Origin of the sequence: Stutzerimonas stutzeri, from assembly GCF_000952685.1 — a bacterium.
GTDB classification, from domain to species: Bacteria; Pseudomonadota; Gammaproteobacteria; order Pseudomonadales; family Pseudomonadaceae; genus Stutzerimonas; species Stutzerimonas stutzeri_E.
Genome location: NZ_JYHV01000014.1, coordinates 349417 through 363624, shown reverse-complemented (window position 1 = coordinate 363624; position 14208 = coordinate 349417). Strand labels below are relative to the sequence as shown.

The following is a 14208-nucleotide window of genomic DNA, read 5'->3' as shown; positions in this document are numbered from 1 at the left end:
CATTTCCCCGGCTCTGATTGATCAAGCGCAGGCGACAACCTCGGCTGCGGCTTACCGTTCGTCTCCCGGGTGAGTTCTGAGCAATCTGTCAACAAGCTGTAACTCGCACCAGGCAATCTCAGATCCATGGAAAGCCGCGACGGCTGGCGCAAGGACGCGACTTTTTTCAAGACCACCAACCACTCGATCGAGCTATTGGAGGCCACATGAGCAGCAAGACCCTGGAAAACCTGGTGAAGCAATCGGATCTCAGTGCCAAGCAGCCGCTGGAGTTCTGGAAGCAGCTCCAGCGAGGCAAGGGCAGCTATCGGCCGAGTGCTGCAGCCCTGGCTCGACGCGCCTCCCTGGACCTCGGCATGTGTGCGGCAGGACGGTAACCAGCGGGATAGCCGCTGCGCTACCGAATCGCTCTAGACGTTACGCGGTAGCGGGCGCCGGTTCAACGGTGCTTTCGGCCCGCCCAGGTGTCATTACGTAACGCCTGCGTCCCGTTCTGATTCGTGATGGTGGGCTCGCTTGCGACAGACGTTGCGCCTAGGTGCTGCTCCTCCGGCTCGGGAAGTGGGTATCTCAGCGGGCAGGCTCTGCTCCTCTGTAGCCGGTATTGCGGCGATCATCCTTCGGCCTTGCGTTCCTGCTTGAGCAATCCCCAGACGATTGCAAGGCCAGCCACGGCCATTGCCGCTGCGCCTAGGAAAATATTCTGCATGCCGATATAGACCGCCAGGGCACCCATGATCGCGCCGGACAGGCCCAACGCCAGATCGAAGAACATGGCAAAAACGCTGAGTCCCGAGCTGCGGTTGACGGCCCCGACGCGGGAGACCACACCCACACCCAGCGCCGGGTAGAGCAAGGACAGACCGCATCCGGTCAGCGCCGAGCCGGCCAAGGCCATGCTCGGCGCCTCGGCGAGCCAGAGCATCGCCAGCCCGAAGATCTCCACCACCAGACAGACCACCGCAACCGAATAGCCGCCGACACGGTTGATCAGGTTAGGAAACAGCAAGCGGGTCCCGATAAACGCAAAAGCGAACGCCGTCAGGCACCAGGCGGCGCCTTCCCAGCCGCGCGAGCCGTAGTACAGGGCAATAAAAGCGGTCAGCGTGCCGTAGCCGATGGTGGCCAGTGAGAGGCTGAGGCCAGGCGGAGCGACTTTCCACAACACCTTGCCGAACGGTAACCGCTCGCCTGGGTTGAGCGGTGCATCTCCTCGGCGCCAGGCCAGCGCCAATCCGGTCGCCGCCAGCAACATGGTCACCACGCCCAGGCTCCACAACCCCAGCGATTGTTCCAGAAACACACCCAGCGGCGCACCGATGCCCACGCCGCCATAAGCGGCGACACCGTTCCAGGAAATCATCCGCGCGGTGCTTTCCGGCCCCAACCGGCTGATGCCCCAAGTGATTGCCGAAATACCGATAAGGCTCTGCGCAAAGCCTAGAATCAACCGACTCATGAGCATTACGCTGATGCCCGCTATCGGCCAGGATTCCAGCAGCGCCGAGATCAGCAGCAACACACCGCTGGCCAGACCGGACGCCATGCCGATCAGTACGGTCTTCTTCGCGCCGCGCTCATCGGCCAACCGCCCGGCGAGCGGTCGACAAAGCAAGGTAGTCAGATATTGCGCACCAATAACGATGCCCGCGACGGCGGTGCTGAAGCCGAGGTTTTCGTGGACGTACCCCGGCAGCGATGCCAGGGGAATACCGATGGAAATGAACGAAATGAAGTTGAACACCACCAGCGACAGGATGAACAGAGTGTCGTTTGTAGCAGGTGTTTTCGCAGCGGGCATCGGTTCGCCTGTCGATGTGATGAAACGCGAATTGAACGATGGCGGGCCGCTCGACGGCACTGTTTAGAACACGAAGAGCAAGCACTGCGCCATGCAATGGAATGTGAGCTCTAACCGATGGGTTTTGATTTCGGCAAGGCGGAACTCATCATACAACCCTAGCGGATCGGAGCGGGATCCGCGACTCAGACCGGTTTGATATCGGCCGGAATGGCTGATTTACGCCACTGCGGCAAGCCGATCAGTACCACAGCAGATACGATGACCGTCATTGCCAACCACTCTTCGATACCGATCCGTTCCCCAGCGAACGTCACTCCCAGTAGCACGGCAACCACCGGATTGACATACGCGTAGCTGGTGGCTGCGGCGGGTCGTACATGCTTGAGCAAGTAGAGATAGGCGCTGAACGCGACGATGGAACCGAGTAGGGTCAGATAGGCAAGCGCGAGCCAGCCGGCGAGATCGGGCATCTCCTGCAGACGCTCGCCGCTGGCGACGCTGCCAACCAGCAATACCGCGCCGCCAACCAGCATCTGTGCCGCGCTGGCCATCGCGCCGGCCGGTAGGCTGAGATGTCGGCTCCACATCGAACCGAACGCCCAACTGGCTGCCGCGAGCAATACCAGCACCGCACCTAGCGGACTCGCCTGCAGGTTGTGGCCGAGATTGAGCAGGCCGATACCGATCAGCCCCAGCAGGATGCCGCACCATTCCAGCGTCGTGGTTCGCTGCCCCCAGATCAGCCCGAACAGCAAAGCGAACAGCGGTACGGTGGCAATCGCCAGTGCCGCTACCGCCGAGGCCACGCCGAGATGTTCTGCGATCGTGACGCCGCCGTTGCCGCAACTCAGCAGCAGCACGCCAACAATTGCGCATGATCGCCATTCCTTCACGGTCGGTATCGGCACACCGCGCCAACGCAGCCAGGCGAACATTAGGCTACCGGCGATGACGAACCGCAACCCGGCCAGCAGCATCGGTGGCCAGGCCTGTACGCCCAGCTTGATCACGAAGTAGGTCGAGCCCCAGATCAAGTAGAGCGCCATAAAAGCGCCCACGAGCAGCAAAGGATAGCGGCGCATGGTAAAAGCCCGAGCGGCAGTGGGACCGATCATTCTAAGTAGGCTGCCCCACCCGAGGACAAGCACAGTCAGTTATTTGTTTACCGGTGCAGTTCGTCGCATCACCCTGCTCTTCAGCGGCCCAGAGCGAACGGGTCATCGATGCTGTGACTCGGCTCGGTAAACCAGCGCGGTCCACTCTCGGTCATGTAGAAGTGATCCTCCAGACGGATGCCGAACTCGCCTGGTACACAGATCATCGGTTCATTGCTGAAGCACATCCCCACGTCGATAGGTGTCTGGTCGCCATGCACCAGGTATGGGCTCTCGTGGATTTCCAGCCCGATACCGTGCCCGGTGCGATGCGGCAAGCCGGGCAATTGATAGCCGGGGCCCAGGCCGCACGCTTCGAGTGAACTGCGTGCGGCCTCATCCACCTGTTCGCAACGAGCGCCCAGTCGCGCGGCCGCGAATGCCGCCAGTTGCGCGTCCTTCTCGAAGCCCCACAGCGCCCGCTGATGCTCGTTCGGCTCGCCGAAGACGTAGCTCCGGGTGATATCGGAAAGGTAGCTGTGCACGCGACAGCCGGTATCGATCAGCACCATATCGCCAGGTTTTAGCCGTTGTTCGTATTTCACGCCGTGGGGAAATGCGCTCGCCTCGCCGAACAGAACAATGCAGAAGACCGAGCCTGACGCACCCACGGCACGATGCGCCTGGTGAATGAATTCAACCACCTCCGCGGTGCTGATCCCCTCGCGAAGAATACTCGCGGTGGCCTTGTGCACCGCCAGCGTCATGTCCTTTGCGCGCTGCATAAGAGCGATTTCCGCAGTGGATTTGCACTGGCGGCAATGAGCGGTTACCGCGCCTGCATCGACGAATGCATAACCGGGATCAAGCATCCGAAGACCGTCGAACATGAAGAACGGCAGTGATGAACAGAGCCCGATACGCGGCCTGACTCTTGGGTTTGGCTCGATGCCCAGGCGCAGCAGGCAGCCGAACAGCAAACGATAGGGGTTTTCGTGCTCCTGCCAGCCATTGACCAGACCATCGACCACCATGAAGTCACGAACCGTGCCTTCCTCGAACGCCGGCGCCAGATATTCGAGCGCACCATTCGCGGGCAGAATCGCACCCACCATGCGCTCGCTCGGACTCCATCGCACCCCGGTGAAGTATTCGAGATTGGGGCCGGCGCTGAGAAAGATCGCCTCGAATCCGAGCTGCCTCATTCGCCGCTGCGCCTTTTCGATGCGTGCCCGGTACTCCGCCAGCCCGATCGGCTCGACGCCATCCAGCATGTTGCCCAAGCGCCCGAGCGCCTCTTCTTGCGTGCTGCCGCCGACGCCGATGGTCATCCTGCTCTCCAAAACGAACCCAAGAAAGTTCGCCGAATTTAAGTACAGCTTAAATTTTCAAGCAAAGCTTTTTTCAACCAAACAGCGAAATAGCCAGAACTAAGGCTGGCGCACGCTCGTTGGGCTGGCCGTATACTGGCCACTTTGACAAGGCGAACCCCCATGACAGTCGATCGCATCGGTGAGCGTTTGCGCCGGCACAGGCGTGCCGCGAACAAGACCTTGAATCAGGTAGCCAGGGAGTCCGGCCTGACGGCGAGCTTCCTTTCCCAAGCCGAGCGCAACCTCACGGGCATCTCGATTTCATCGCTGGCGAACATCGCCAAATCGCTCGGTGTACCGCTCAATTCACTGTTCGATCAACCCAGCCAGGCGCAGCCCGACTCGCACCAGGGCGAGCGCGTGCGCTACACCATCGAGGGGCAGCCGCTGGCCTACGAACGCCTCTCTACGAATTTCCCCGGTAATTTGCTGAACGCCGTCAAGGTCAGCATGCCGGTGGGCTATCAATCAGAACTCATCGCCCACGAGGGCGCTGAATTCGCCTATGTCCTGTCGGGAAGAATCGTCTACACGGTAGACGGTCGCGACTATCCGCTGGGCAGCGGAGACTCGATTCACTTCGACGCGGGTAAGCCGCATCATCTGGCGAATGTGGGCGACCAGGCGGCCGAAGTGCTGACGGTAACGACCATGGGTTTGTTTGACGATCTGACCACCCGCTAACTGGCATCGCTATTGCTAGGCCTCGTAACCGAAAGCCAGGTCAAAGAAATTTAGCAGTGCTTAATTTCGGTTGACCCTGTTTTCAGCATGACTTAATTTCGAGGCAGGCTAGGCTGTGTCTCCAGGACTCAGCTACCAACAGTGTTCTGCGCCGAGCGGGCAACCCCCAACGGCGACACCGGCGTGCAGTGAGCCACTGTTCGGTCCACGAGACCAACCCTCGATGAACATAAAAAAGAATGAGGTTTGCATGCGAAACACTATCTCGATCCGCACGTTGCTCGCCGCAGGACTGATCCTCGGCTCGCCGCTCAGCTTCGCCGCCAGCAACCTGGTGTTTTGCTCCGAAGGCAGCCCCGCGGGTTTCGATCCCGGTCAGTACACCACCGGCACCGACTTCGATGCCTCGGCTGAAACCGTCTTCAATCGCCTGGCCCAGTTCGAGCGAGGCGGCACTCTCGCCCAGCCCGGCCTGGCAACGAAGTGGGACGTCAGCGATGACGGTCTCACCTATACCTTTCATCTGCGCCCGGGGGTGAAGTTCCATACCACTGATTACTTCACTCCAAGCCGCGAATTCAACGCCGACGACGTCGTCTTCACCTTCCAGCGCATGCTCGACAAGGACCATCCGTTCCGAAAGGCGTACCCCAGCGAGTTCCCGTATTTCACTGATATGGGCATGGACAAGAACATCACCAACGTCGAAAAACTCGACGACATGACGGTGCGTTTCACCCTCGACAAAGTGGATGCAGCCTTTATTCAGAATATGGCGATGCATTTCGCCTCGATCCACTCAGCCGAATATGCCGATCAACTGCTTAAGGCCGGCAAGGGTGAGCAGATCAACCAGAAGCCGATCGGCACTGGTCCGTTCGTATTCAGCCGCTATCAGAAAGATGCGCAGGTCCGTTTCAAAGGAAACAAGGATTATTGGGTCCCAGAGGACGTGAAGATCGACAACCTGATCTTTGCCATCACCACCGATGCCTCGGTCCGCGCACAGAAACTTCGCGCCGGGGAATGTCAGATCACGCTCAACCCGCGCCCTGCCGACCTCGAGGCATTGCGGAAAGACCCCAACGTGAAAGTGCCCAACCAACCCGGGTTCAACCTGGGCTACATCGCTTACAACGTTGAGCACGAGCCACTCGGCAAGCTCGAGGTACGCAAAGCGCTGGACATGGCGGTGGACAAGAAGTCGATCATCGAAGCGGTCTACCAGGGGGCCGGCCAGCTGGCCGTCAACGGCATGCCGCCGACGCAGTGGTCCTACGATGAGAGTATCAAGGGCACCGAATACAACCCGGACAAAGCACGCGAGCTGCTCAAGCAGGCCGGCGTGAAGGAAGGCACCGAGATCACTCTTTGGGCGATGCCAGTCCAGCGGCCGTACAACCCGAACGCCAAACTGATGGCTCAGATGATCCAGTCCGACTGGGCCAAAATCGGCATCAAGGCCCGCATCGTCAGCTACGAATGGGGCGAGTACATCAAGCGCGGCCATGCAGGCGAGCACGACGCCATGCTGATCGGCTGGACTGGCGACAACGGCGACCCGGACAACTGGCTCAACACCCTCTATGGCTGTGATGCGATAGGCGGCAACAACTGGTCGCGCTGGTGCGATGCCAACTACGACGAGGTGGTCAAGCAGGCCAAGCGTATGACGGATCAGGCTGAACGCACCAAACTGTATGAACAGGCGCAGCAGATCCTCCAGCAAGAAGTGCCGATCACGCCGATCGCGCATTCCACCGTTTACCAGCCGATGCGCAACAGCGTGGAAGGCTTCAAAATCAGTCCCTTCTCACTCAACTCCTTTTACGGCGTGGAAAACAAGCGCTAGTGATGGCGACACCGGGCTAGCCTGTGGGGTTAGTCCGGTTGCGTCCGCGCCATTGTTTTTTCAACCACGACCCGAGTTTCGGTGGTAGCCGCTTCGGTTGCGGTTGATCAGCCACTACGGAATCGCCTCGCCAACGCACTCGCCGCCGGCGGGGCCCGACCAGGAGTTTTGCAACGATGTTCAGCTTCATAGCCCGCCGAGTGGCTTTGCTGATCCCGACCTTTTTCGGGATCACACTGCTCACCTTCGCCCTGATTCGCATGATTCCCGGCGACCCGGTGGAAGTAATGATGGGCGAGCGCCGGGTCGACCCGGAAATGCACGCCCAGGCCATGGAGCGCCTCGGCCTGAACAAACCGCTGTATCTCCAATATGCCGACTACATTGGCCAGCTGGCCGAGGGAAACCTGGGCGAGTCATTGCGCACCCGCACCAGTGTCTGGAAAGAATTCACCACCTTGTTCCCCGCCACACTCGAGCTGGCACTTGCCGCACTGATCATTGCCGGCACTCTCGGTGTGTTGGCTGGCGTGGTAGCCGCCCTGAAACGCGGTTCCTTGTTCGACCACGGGGTGATGGGCGTATCGCTGGTGGGTTACTCGATGCCGATCTTCTGGTGGGGGCTGATTCTGATCATGTTCTTCTCCGTGGGCCTTGGCTGGACGCCTGTGTCGGGGCGCATCGATCTGCTCTATGACGTGCAGCCAATCACCGGTTTCATGCTCATCGATACCCTGCTCAGTGATGAGGAGGGCGCCTTCATGGACGCCCTGCACCATATGATCCTGCCGTCCATCGTGCTGGCGACAATTCCATTGGCGGTGATCGCTCGTATGACCCGTTCGGCGATGCTCGAAGTATTGCGCGAAGACTATGTACGCACCGCCCGGGCAAAAGGGCTGTCGCCTAACCGGGTGGTGTTCATCCATGGATTGCGCAACGCACTGATTCCCGTGTTGACCGTCTTTGGCCTGCAGATCGGCACGTTGCTGGCGGGAGCCGTACTGACCGAGACCATCTTCTCCTGGCCGGGTATCGGCAAATGGCTGATCGAATCCATCGGCGCCCGCGATTACCCGGTAGTGCAGAACGGCATTCTGTTGGTCGCCTGTCTGGTCATCCTGGTCAATTTCATCGTGGACATCCTCTACGGTCTGGCCAACCCCCGCATTCGTCATCAGCGTTAAGAGGCCGGACGATGAACAACTTCGATACCCTGCCGGCCGCCGAGCCAACCGACTACTACCCCTCTCCGCTGCGAGAGTTCTGGAGCGCCTTTCGTCGTAACAAGGGCGCGTTGGGCGGATTGATGTTCATGTCACTGCTGGTGATTTGCGCCCTGTTCGCACCAGCGTTGGCTCCCTACAGCCCCGCCGAGCAGTTCCGCGATTTCCTGCTCACGCCTCCCGCCTGGCAAGAAGCCGGCACCTCACAGTTCCTGCTAGGCACCGACGAACTAGGGAGGGACATGCTGTCGCGTCTGATCCATGGCGCGCGGCTGTCATTGCTGATCGGCCTGGCCTCGGTCATCTTCTCGCTGATCCCCGGCATCCTGCTGGGGCTATTGGCCGGTTTTTCCCCTACCGGAATGGGCCCGTTCATCATGCGGCTGATGGACATCATGCTGGCCCTGCCTTCCCTGCTTCTGGCGGTGGCGATCGTGGCGATTCTCGGCCCGGGCCTGATCAACACCATCTTCGCCATCGCCATCGTGTCGCTGCCCTCCTACGTGCGACTAACTCGCGCAGCGGTGATGACCGAACTCAATCGCGACTACGTCACGGCTTCTCGGCTGGCCGGCGCCGGCACCCTTCGACTGATGTTCATCAGCGTGCTGCCCAATTGCATGGCGCCATTGATCGTCCAGGCCACGCTGAGCTTTTCCTCGGCGATTCTGGACGCCGCGGCGCTGGGTTTTCTAGGCCTTGGCGTTCAGCCGCCGACCCCCGAATGGGGCACCATGCTGGCCTCGGCCCGCGACTACATCGAGCGTGCCTGGTGGGTGGTTTCCTTACCCGGCCTGGCGATCCTGCTCAGCGTGCTGGCGATCAATCTGCTCGGTGACGGCCTGCGCGACGCGCTGGATCCGAAGCTGAAAAACGCCGCATGAGGAACTCATCGATGTCTGATCCAATGCCCACTCAACCGGGAGAAGTCCGTCCATGAGCCTTCTCGAAATTCAAAACCTATCGGTTCGCTTTGGTGATGACGGCGCACCGCCAGTAGTCGATGGGCTAGACCTTCGTGTCGACCGGGGCGAAGTGCTGGCCATCGTCGGTGAATCCGGCTCCGGCAAATCGGTCACCATGATGGCGTTGATGGGGCTGGTCGATGCGCCGGGCAAGGTCTCAGCCGACCGCCTGCGATTTGCCGATCAGGACCTGCCGACCCTCAAAGGCCGCCAGCGCCGCCGCTTGATCGGCAAAGACCTGGCGATGGTCTTTCAGGATCCGATGACTGCACTCAACCCCAGCTACACGGTGGGCTTCCAGATCGAGGAAGTTCTGCGCCAACACCTTGGCCTCAAGGGCAAGGCAGCCCGCCAGCGTGCGCTCGAACTGCTTGAGCGGGTGGAGATTCCCGGCGCAGCCAATCGCCTCGATGCCTACCCGCACCAACTCTCCGGCGGCATGAGCCAGCGCGTGGCGATCGCCATGGCCATCGCCGGCGAACCGCAGCTGCTGATAGCCGACGAGCCCACCACCGCACTCGACGTGACCATCCAGGCACAGATCATGGAACTGCTGCTGAGCTTGCAGCGCGATCAGAACATGGCACTGATCCTGATCACCCATGACCTCGCGGTGGTCGCCGAAACCGCTCAACGCGTATGTGTGATGTACGCCGGCCAAGCGGTGGAGACGGGCCGGGTACCGCAGCTCTTCGACGTCCCGGCTCATCCCTATACCGAGGCGCTGCTGGCCTCCATCCCGGAGCACTCTAATGGCCGGCGGCTGGCGACCTTGCCGGGCATCGTACCGGGCCGTTACGACCGCCCGGCCGGTTGCCTGCTCTCGCCACGCTGCCCCTATGCCCAGCCGCGCTGCTCGGAGCGTCCCGCTCTGCAACCTTATGAGCGCGGCGAAGTGCGCTGCTTTTTCCCTCGCCACATGTCGCCAGGCGAAGCACCCGAAGTGCTACCAGAGGCGCAACGTCCGAGCCAGCCTCCCGGAGATCAGCATGTCTAATGAGACGTCGACAGATAGCGTGCTATCCGCACGTGAGCTGACCCGCCACTACGAGATCTCTCGCGGGCTGTTCAAACCACACGCCACCGTACGTGCGCTGAACGGCGTGTCTTTCGAACTGGCGGCCGGCGAAACGCTTGCCGTTGTGGGCGAATCCGGCTGCGGCAAATCCACGCTTGCCCGCGCCCTGGTCCTTATCGAGGAGCCAACCTCCGGTTCGCTGCAGATTGCCGGTCAGGAAGTGGCCGGTGCCGACAAGGCGCAGCGCAAGCAGCTTCGCCGAGATGTGCAGATGGTGTTTCAGAATCCCTACGCGTCGTTGAACCCAAGGCAGAAAATCGGTGATCAGTTGGCCGAACCGCTTGTGATCAACACGCAGCTATCACGTAGCGAACGCCGTGAGCGGGTGCAGGCGATGATGCAGCAGGTGGGGTTGCGGCCCGAACACTACCAGCGCTACCCGCATATGTTCTCTGGCGGTCAGCGTCAACGTATCGCCTTGGCGCGTGCGATGATGCTCAATCCCAAGGTATTGATCGCCGACGAACCCACCTCGGCTCTGGACGTGTCGATTCAGGCGCAGGTTCTTAACCTGTTCATGGATCTGCAGGAGCAGTTCAACGCTGGCTATGTGTTCATCTCGCACGACCTGGCCGTGGTCCGCCACGTGGCGGACAAGGTGCTGGTGATGTATTTCGGCAGTCCGATGGAAATGGGCCCTGCCGAGCTGATCTACACGCGTCCCCTGCACCCCTACACGCAGGTGCTGCTATCAGCGACACCCAGTATCCGACCCGACGCGGTGAGGACGAAGATCCGCGTCCGTGGTGAACTGCCCAACCCGCTCGACCCACCAAGCGGTTGTGTCTTTCACACGCGCTGTCCGTATGCCACTGAACGGTGTAGCACGGAAATCCCCGCGTTCCGGCCATTGGATGAGCGCTTGGTGGCCTGCCACTACGCCGAGGAGGTTGGCTCGTCCCCACAACCGCTTCGCTAGCCTGACCAGCCCAGCTCGTTGCGTCTTGAATGCCCAAACAAAAAAGGCCCCGGATTTCGGGGGCCTTTTGGCGGCAATATGGAGCAACAGCTGAGATTCGACTCGTCATCAATTCCGCTGGATGAGGCTAAGCCGGCGCGCAGCTAAATCGCGATCTGTCGTTCTCTCGAGCGCTTGAGCAGTGCAGGACTTAGCGCGGCGACGTCGAGCTCTATCAAGCTGATCAACCCCGCCAGCTGCGCTCGCGTAACCGATACGCCACAAGGGAGCCCGGTCAAGACCAGCGATTCCCCTGTCAGCTCGTCGAGCAACATTGCCTGGATGGTTTGAGGTGAGTCCATCGTGGCGGTGAACAACAACGGTCTGAAGTGTTCCCGCACGAGCGCCAAAGCCTCGGGCTGTCTAATCCGGATCATCTGACAATTCCTTTGTCTGAGCGGAGAGTTTAATAGCCAAGCACACAAACCACTCAGCAAAGAAACGCAAACTGCTTCACGTTTCAGCGGTGAGTCAGATCTTTTGCTCTGTTTAGACGGGACAAGACCAAGCCCGCGCCGATCAGCCGACGCCGTCGGCGGGGTGCATCCAGCGCACCATTGTCTCCACGCCCGTGGAATTATCCGGAATTCAGGCGAAACCGCGGCAGCCCTGGCAGCGGCGTTTTTTACTTCTCTCAGACGGACACGGGAAACGCGTACGTACGCATTCGCCCCTGCAGAAACGCTGAAGGCCCCGAATTAGGGGGCCTTCAGTTTTGAGATATGGCGGAGGAGGTGAGATTCGAACTCGTCGCCGACCCCACGGGACGACGCATAAACCGGGCGTTCAGCTGCGCCGGATGACCATTTGGGAACGTTTTGGGAACACTTTGGGAACATTGCGGGCGCTGGGGCCGCTGAAATCGCGGCCTGTAGGGTGTTTTGGCGGGGAATGGAGCGTTACAAGCCGAGGCGCTGCTCGATGATGCCGGTCATGTCGGTGGCGTCCTGGTTGATCCAGTTGCCATAGTGCCGGAGGATCATAGCCGTCGAGGTGTGCCCCATCTGCGCCGCGATCCAATCGATCGGTACCGCGCAGCTGGTCAGCATCTGGCTTGCGAAGGTATGCCGGCAGTGGTTCGGGCCGCGGTGCCGTACCCCTGCCCGCTTCAAGTGCTGCAGCCACCAGCCGTTGCGCAGATTGTCCGAGGTCGAGTACGCCTCGTTGGTGTGCGAGTTGTGGAAGACGAAGCGCAACTGCTGCTTACGGATCGTCCGGTTGTCCCGATCGGTGACCGCGATCTCAACCTTCGGCAGATCCTTTGTCCGCTTCTCCTGGTCACGCAGCGCCTCGAGCGCCGGTTTCAGCAGTTTCAGTTTGCGAGTCGAGCGGCGCGTCTTGGTCACCTTGTAGGCACTGCGCACCCGGGCCCGCTTGAACGTCACATCGCCCGTCTCCAGGTCGACATCCTCCCAGGCCAACGCGATCGCTTCCGAAACGCGCGGCCCGGTCCAGATCATGAACCTCACTAGGTTGAGTTCCTGCTGCCGATCGGGCGACTCGGCCGCCAGGATGGCGTCAATCTCCTCGCGCGTGAACGGGTCCGGGTCCTCCGCATCAGGCTGGCGGATCACAATGCCCTCGGTTGGGTCATAGGCCGCCTGGTTCTTGGTGCGATACAGCTGAAATACCTGCCGCGTCAGTGCGACCACTTCCCGGACGGTCTTGCTGTGCAGTTTGGGCATGAGCGTCTTCTGCACCCATGCCTGCATTTCTAGGTAATCGATGCTCTCTGCCTGGCGCTCGCCCCACTGCGGCCGGATATGGTTTTTAATGCGGCTTTCATGGCTGCGAATCGCGGACGGCGCGAGCTCGTTACGCTTGATATCCAGGAACAGGTCAAGCCAGTGAGAAAACGTGCCGGACTTTACCCGTACCGACTCTGGAAACCAGCGCGCGTAGACGAAGGTACCGGCCTTGATCTCATGCCGGATGATGGCGGCCTGCCGCTCTGCCCTCTCGAGGTTTCCCGGCGTCGGCTCGCCCGGAAAGGGTTCCTTGCACAGGTCGCCCTCGAATCGAAAATAAACCCGAATCGCCTTACCGCGAATCTCTACTCCGTTTGCCATCTGCGTCCCCACGCCATAGGTGAAGGGGCACTGTACGAGCGCCCCGCTGCCTGCAATAGAAAAAGGCCCGCTGCGGGTCCTCGAATTGGTTGGGCTGATTTCTAGGTGAGCCAGGCCCTGTTGAGTTGCCGCTCACCGGGGCCTTTTTTTTTCAGCGTGCGATCAGCAGGAACAGGTCCGGCAGGTGGTTCGCAGCGGTCAGCAGCGCGGCCAGGCCGCCGCCGATCCAGCCGCTCATGGCCAGCCGGGCGCGGAGGCTGAGGCTGGGTTCGTCATCGTCGTAGTGGTTCATGGCCGTCACCCTCAGCCGTAGATGCCGTAGGTGAACTGGTCCGCATCGCAATCGACCAACACGTTGGCGTTGCCAAAGTAGAGCGAGGCCAACATGCGCTCCCATTTCTCGCGGATATTCAGATGCAGCGAGACCTTCTTATCGTCGAGCTGTGCGTGGTAGACCTCGCCAACCTGGACGTCACGCTCCCACCGTTCCTTGGCCGAGCGCACCTCACCGGACATGCGGATATGCAGGCGATGCTTCAGCGAGTAATCGTTGCGGCTGCTGCGGCTTGAGTACGGGTTGTCCGACTTCCAGTCACTCTCTGGCTGAGGGTCGAAGTAGATGGCCAGCGTGGTGCTGCCATAGGCTTCCTTTTCCTCGAAACGGATCTCGGGAGCCTCCCAGCCATTTTCTGCGGCATCCTCCTTATGGGCTTCAATGAACGCCTCGAGCAGGGCCCTCAGCGAAACCTCTCCGGACACGGCGTCATTTTTCAGAACCTCCTCGATTGACGCGGTCGCCTTGGTCATCAGCGTCTCGGACACCGCAGCGGCCTCCCAACGCTGGCGCAGCGCCTCGGCCACCAGGGCGTTGTAGCGGGTCAGCTCGAACATATCGGAGACGTTCGCAGGCAGGGCCTCCTTCACGGCTTCCTTGATGGCCTGGCCGAAGTTGCCGTAGGAGCGGAACGCGTCGTCGATAACATCCTTGAACATCTTGTCGATACCAGCATCGATCAGCTCGCGCGGGCGATCGGAGGCGGCGTATTCGCTGACGCGCTCGGCGAGCAACTGCTCAAGGGTTTGGTTCTGTTTCACTTGCATGGTG

Annotated in this window: 14 protein-coding genes; 7 read left to right on the top strand and 7 right to left on the bottom strand. The window is 60.6% G+C overall.

Annotated features, from left to right (window positions below; genetic code table 11):
* The first annotated feature begins 206 nt into the window (after positions 1 to 206).
* Positions 207 to 377, top strand: coding sequence for a hypothetical protein (locus tag UF78_RS22855; RefSeq protein WP_155397612.1), 171 nt, complete (start codon positions 207 to 209; stop codon positions 375 to 377).
* A 236-nt stretch (positions 378 to 613) separates the two neighbouring features.
* Here UF78_RS22855 and UF78_RS08555 read toward each other — a convergent pair whose 3' ends face one another.
* From UF78_RS08555 to UF78_RS08545, 3 genes are all read right to left on the bottom strand, one after another.
* Positions 614 to 1801: an MFS transporter gene (locus tag UF78_RS08555; protein ID WP_045161693.1), complete on the bottom strand. Its 1188-nt coding sequence runs from the start codon at positions 1799 to 1801 to the stop codon at positions 614 to 616.
* Between the two features lie 185 nt (positions 1802 to 1986).
* A complete protein-coding gene (gene yedA, locus UF78_RS08550; protein WP_045161692.1) occupies positions 1987 to 2886 on the bottom strand; it encodes a drug/metabolite exporter YedA in 900 nt (299 codons plus the stop codon).
* 113 nt (positions 2887 to 2999) lie between these two features.
* Positions 3000 to 4229: a M24 family metallopeptidase gene (locus tag UF78_RS08545; protein ID WP_045161691.1), complete on the bottom strand. Its 1230-nt coding sequence runs from the start codon at positions 4227 to 4229 to the stop codon at positions 3000 to 3002.
* A gap of 162 nt (positions 4230 to 4391) precedes the next feature.
* Between UF78_RS08545 and UF78_RS08540 the strand changes: the two genes are divergently transcribed.
* From UF78_RS08540 to UF78_RS08515, 6 genes are all read left to right on the top strand, one after another.
* Entirely contained in the window at positions 4392 to 4955 is a 564-nt protein-coding gene (locus tag UF78_RS08540; RefSeq protein ID WP_045161690.1) for a cupin domain-containing protein, read from the top strand.
* Positions 4956 to 5205: 250 nt separating this feature from the next.
* The gene (locus UF78_RS08535) at positions 5206 to 6807 is read left to right on the top strand and encodes an ABC transporter substrate-binding protein (protein ID WP_045161689.1); all 1602 of its coding nucleotides are present in this window, start codon (positions 5206 to 5208) and stop codon (positions 6805 to 6807) included.
* A 176-nt stretch (positions 6808 to 6983) separates the two neighbouring features.
* Positions 6984 to 7994, top strand: a complete 1011-nt coding sequence (locus UF78_RS08530) for an ABC transporter permease subunit (protein WP_045161688.1) — start codon at positions 6984 to 6986, stop codon at positions 7992 to 7994.
* Positions 7995 to 8005: 11 nt separating this feature from the next.
* Entirely contained in the window at positions 8006 to 8917 is a 912-nt protein-coding gene (locus UF78_RS08525; RefSeq protein ID WP_045161687.1) for an ABC transporter permease subunit, read from the top strand.
* Positions 8918 to 8969: 52 nt separating this feature from the next.
* Positions 8970 to 9995, top strand: a complete 1026-nt coding sequence (locus UF78_RS08520; RefSeq protein WP_045161686.1) for an ABC transporter ATP-binding protein — start codon at positions 8970 to 8972, stop codon at positions 9993 to 9995.
* Complete coding sequence (locus UF78_RS08515) at positions 9988 to 10995, top strand: peptide ABC transporter ATP-binding protein (protein WP_045161685.1); 1008 nt, start codon at positions 9988 to 9990, stop codon at positions 10993 to 10995. Before UF78_RS08520 ends, UF78_RS08515 begins: the two co-directional genes overlap by 8 nt.
* A 143-nt stretch (positions 10996 to 11138) precedes the next feature.
* On the opposite strand, the gene UF78_RS08510 is transcribed toward UF78_RS08515, so the two are convergent.
* The 4 genes from UF78_RS08510 to UF78_RS08500 form a co-directional block, all read right to left on the bottom strand.
* Positions 11139 to 11411 carry a DUF1652 domain-containing protein gene (locus UF78_RS08510; protein WP_045161684.1) on the bottom strand — a complete coding sequence of 91 codons (273 nt, stop codon included), beginning with the start codon at positions 11409 to 11411 and terminating at the stop codon, positions 11139 to 11141.
* Positions 11412 to 11933: 522 nt separating this feature from the next.
* Positions 11934 to 13103: a tyrosine-type recombinase/integrase gene (locus UF78_RS08505; protein ID WP_045161681.1), complete on the bottom strand. Its 1170-nt coding sequence runs from the start codon at positions 13101 to 13103 to the stop codon at positions 11934 to 11936.
* 151 nt (positions 13104 to 13254) lie between these two features.
* On the bottom strand, positions 13255 to 13395 hold the full coding sequence (locus tag UF78_RS22850; RefSeq protein WP_155397611.1) for a hypothetical protein: 141 nt from the start codon (positions 13393 to 13395) through the stop codon (positions 13255 to 13257).
* 11 nt (positions 13396 to 13406) lie between these two features.
* Positions 13407 to 14204: a hypothetical protein gene (locus UF78_RS08500; protein ID WP_045161679.1), complete on the bottom strand. Its 798-nt coding sequence runs from the start codon at positions 14202 to 14204 to the stop codon at positions 13407 to 13409.
* Between the last annotated feature and the right edge of the window lie 4 nt (positions 14205 to 14208).

Bases quoted from the DNA above. Each gene is read 5' to 3' on its own strand.
- UF78_RS08555 (WP_045161693.1), bottom strand. From the start codon at position 1,801: ATGCCCGCTGCGAAAACACCTGCTACAAACGACACTCTGTTCATCCTG.
- UF78_RS08505 (WP_045161681.1), bottom strand. From the start codon at position 13,103: ATGGCAAACGGAGTAGAGATTCGCGGTAAGGCGATTCGGGTTTATTTT.
- UF78_RS08515 (WP_045161685.1), top strand. From the start codon at position 9,988: ATGTCTAATGAGACGTCGACAGATAGCGTGCTATCCGCACGTGAGCTG.
- UF78_RS08500 (WP_045161679.1), bottom strand. From the start codon at position 14,204: ATGCAAGTGAAACAGAACCAAACCCTTGAGCAGTTGCTCGCCGAGCGC.
- UF78_RS08545 (WP_045161691.1), bottom strand. From the start codon at position 4,229: ATGACCATCGGCGTCGGCGGCAGCACGCAAGAAGAGGCGCTCGGGCGC.
- UF78_RS08535 (WP_045161689.1), top strand. From the start codon at position 5,206: ATGCGAAACACTATCTCGATCCGCACGTTGCTCGCCGCAGGACTGATC.
- UF78_RS08510 (WP_045161684.1), bottom strand. From the start codon at position 11,411: ATGATCCGGATTAGACAGCCCGAGGCTTTGGCGCTCGTGCGGGAACAC.
- UF78_RS08540 (WP_045161690.1), top strand. From the start codon at position 4,392: ATGACAGTCGATCGCATCGGTGAGCGTTTGCGCCGGCACAGGCGTGCC.
- UF78_RS22850 (WP_155397611.1), bottom strand. From the start codon at position 13,395: ATGAACCACTACGACGATGACGAACCCAGCCTCAGCCTCCGCGCCCGG.
- UF78_RS22855 (WP_155397612.1), top strand. From the start codon at position 207: ATGAGCAGCAAGACCCTGGAAAACCTGGTGAAGCAATCGGATCTCAGT.
- UF78_RS08520 (WP_045161686.1), top strand. From the start codon at position 8,970: ATGAGCCTTCTCGAAATTCAAAACCTATCGGTTCGCTTTGGTGATGAC.
- yedA (WP_045161692.1), bottom strand. From the start codon at position 2,886: ATGCGCCGCTATCCTTTGCTGCTCGTGGGCGCTTTTATGGCGCTCTAC.
- UF78_RS08530 (WP_045161688.1), top strand. From the start codon at position 6,984: ATGTTCAGCTTCATAGCCCGCCGAGTGGCTTTGCTGATCCCGACCTTT.
- UF78_RS08525 (WP_045161687.1), top strand. From the start codon at position 8,006: ATGAACAACTTCGATACCCTGCCGGCCGCCGAGCCAACCGACTACTAC.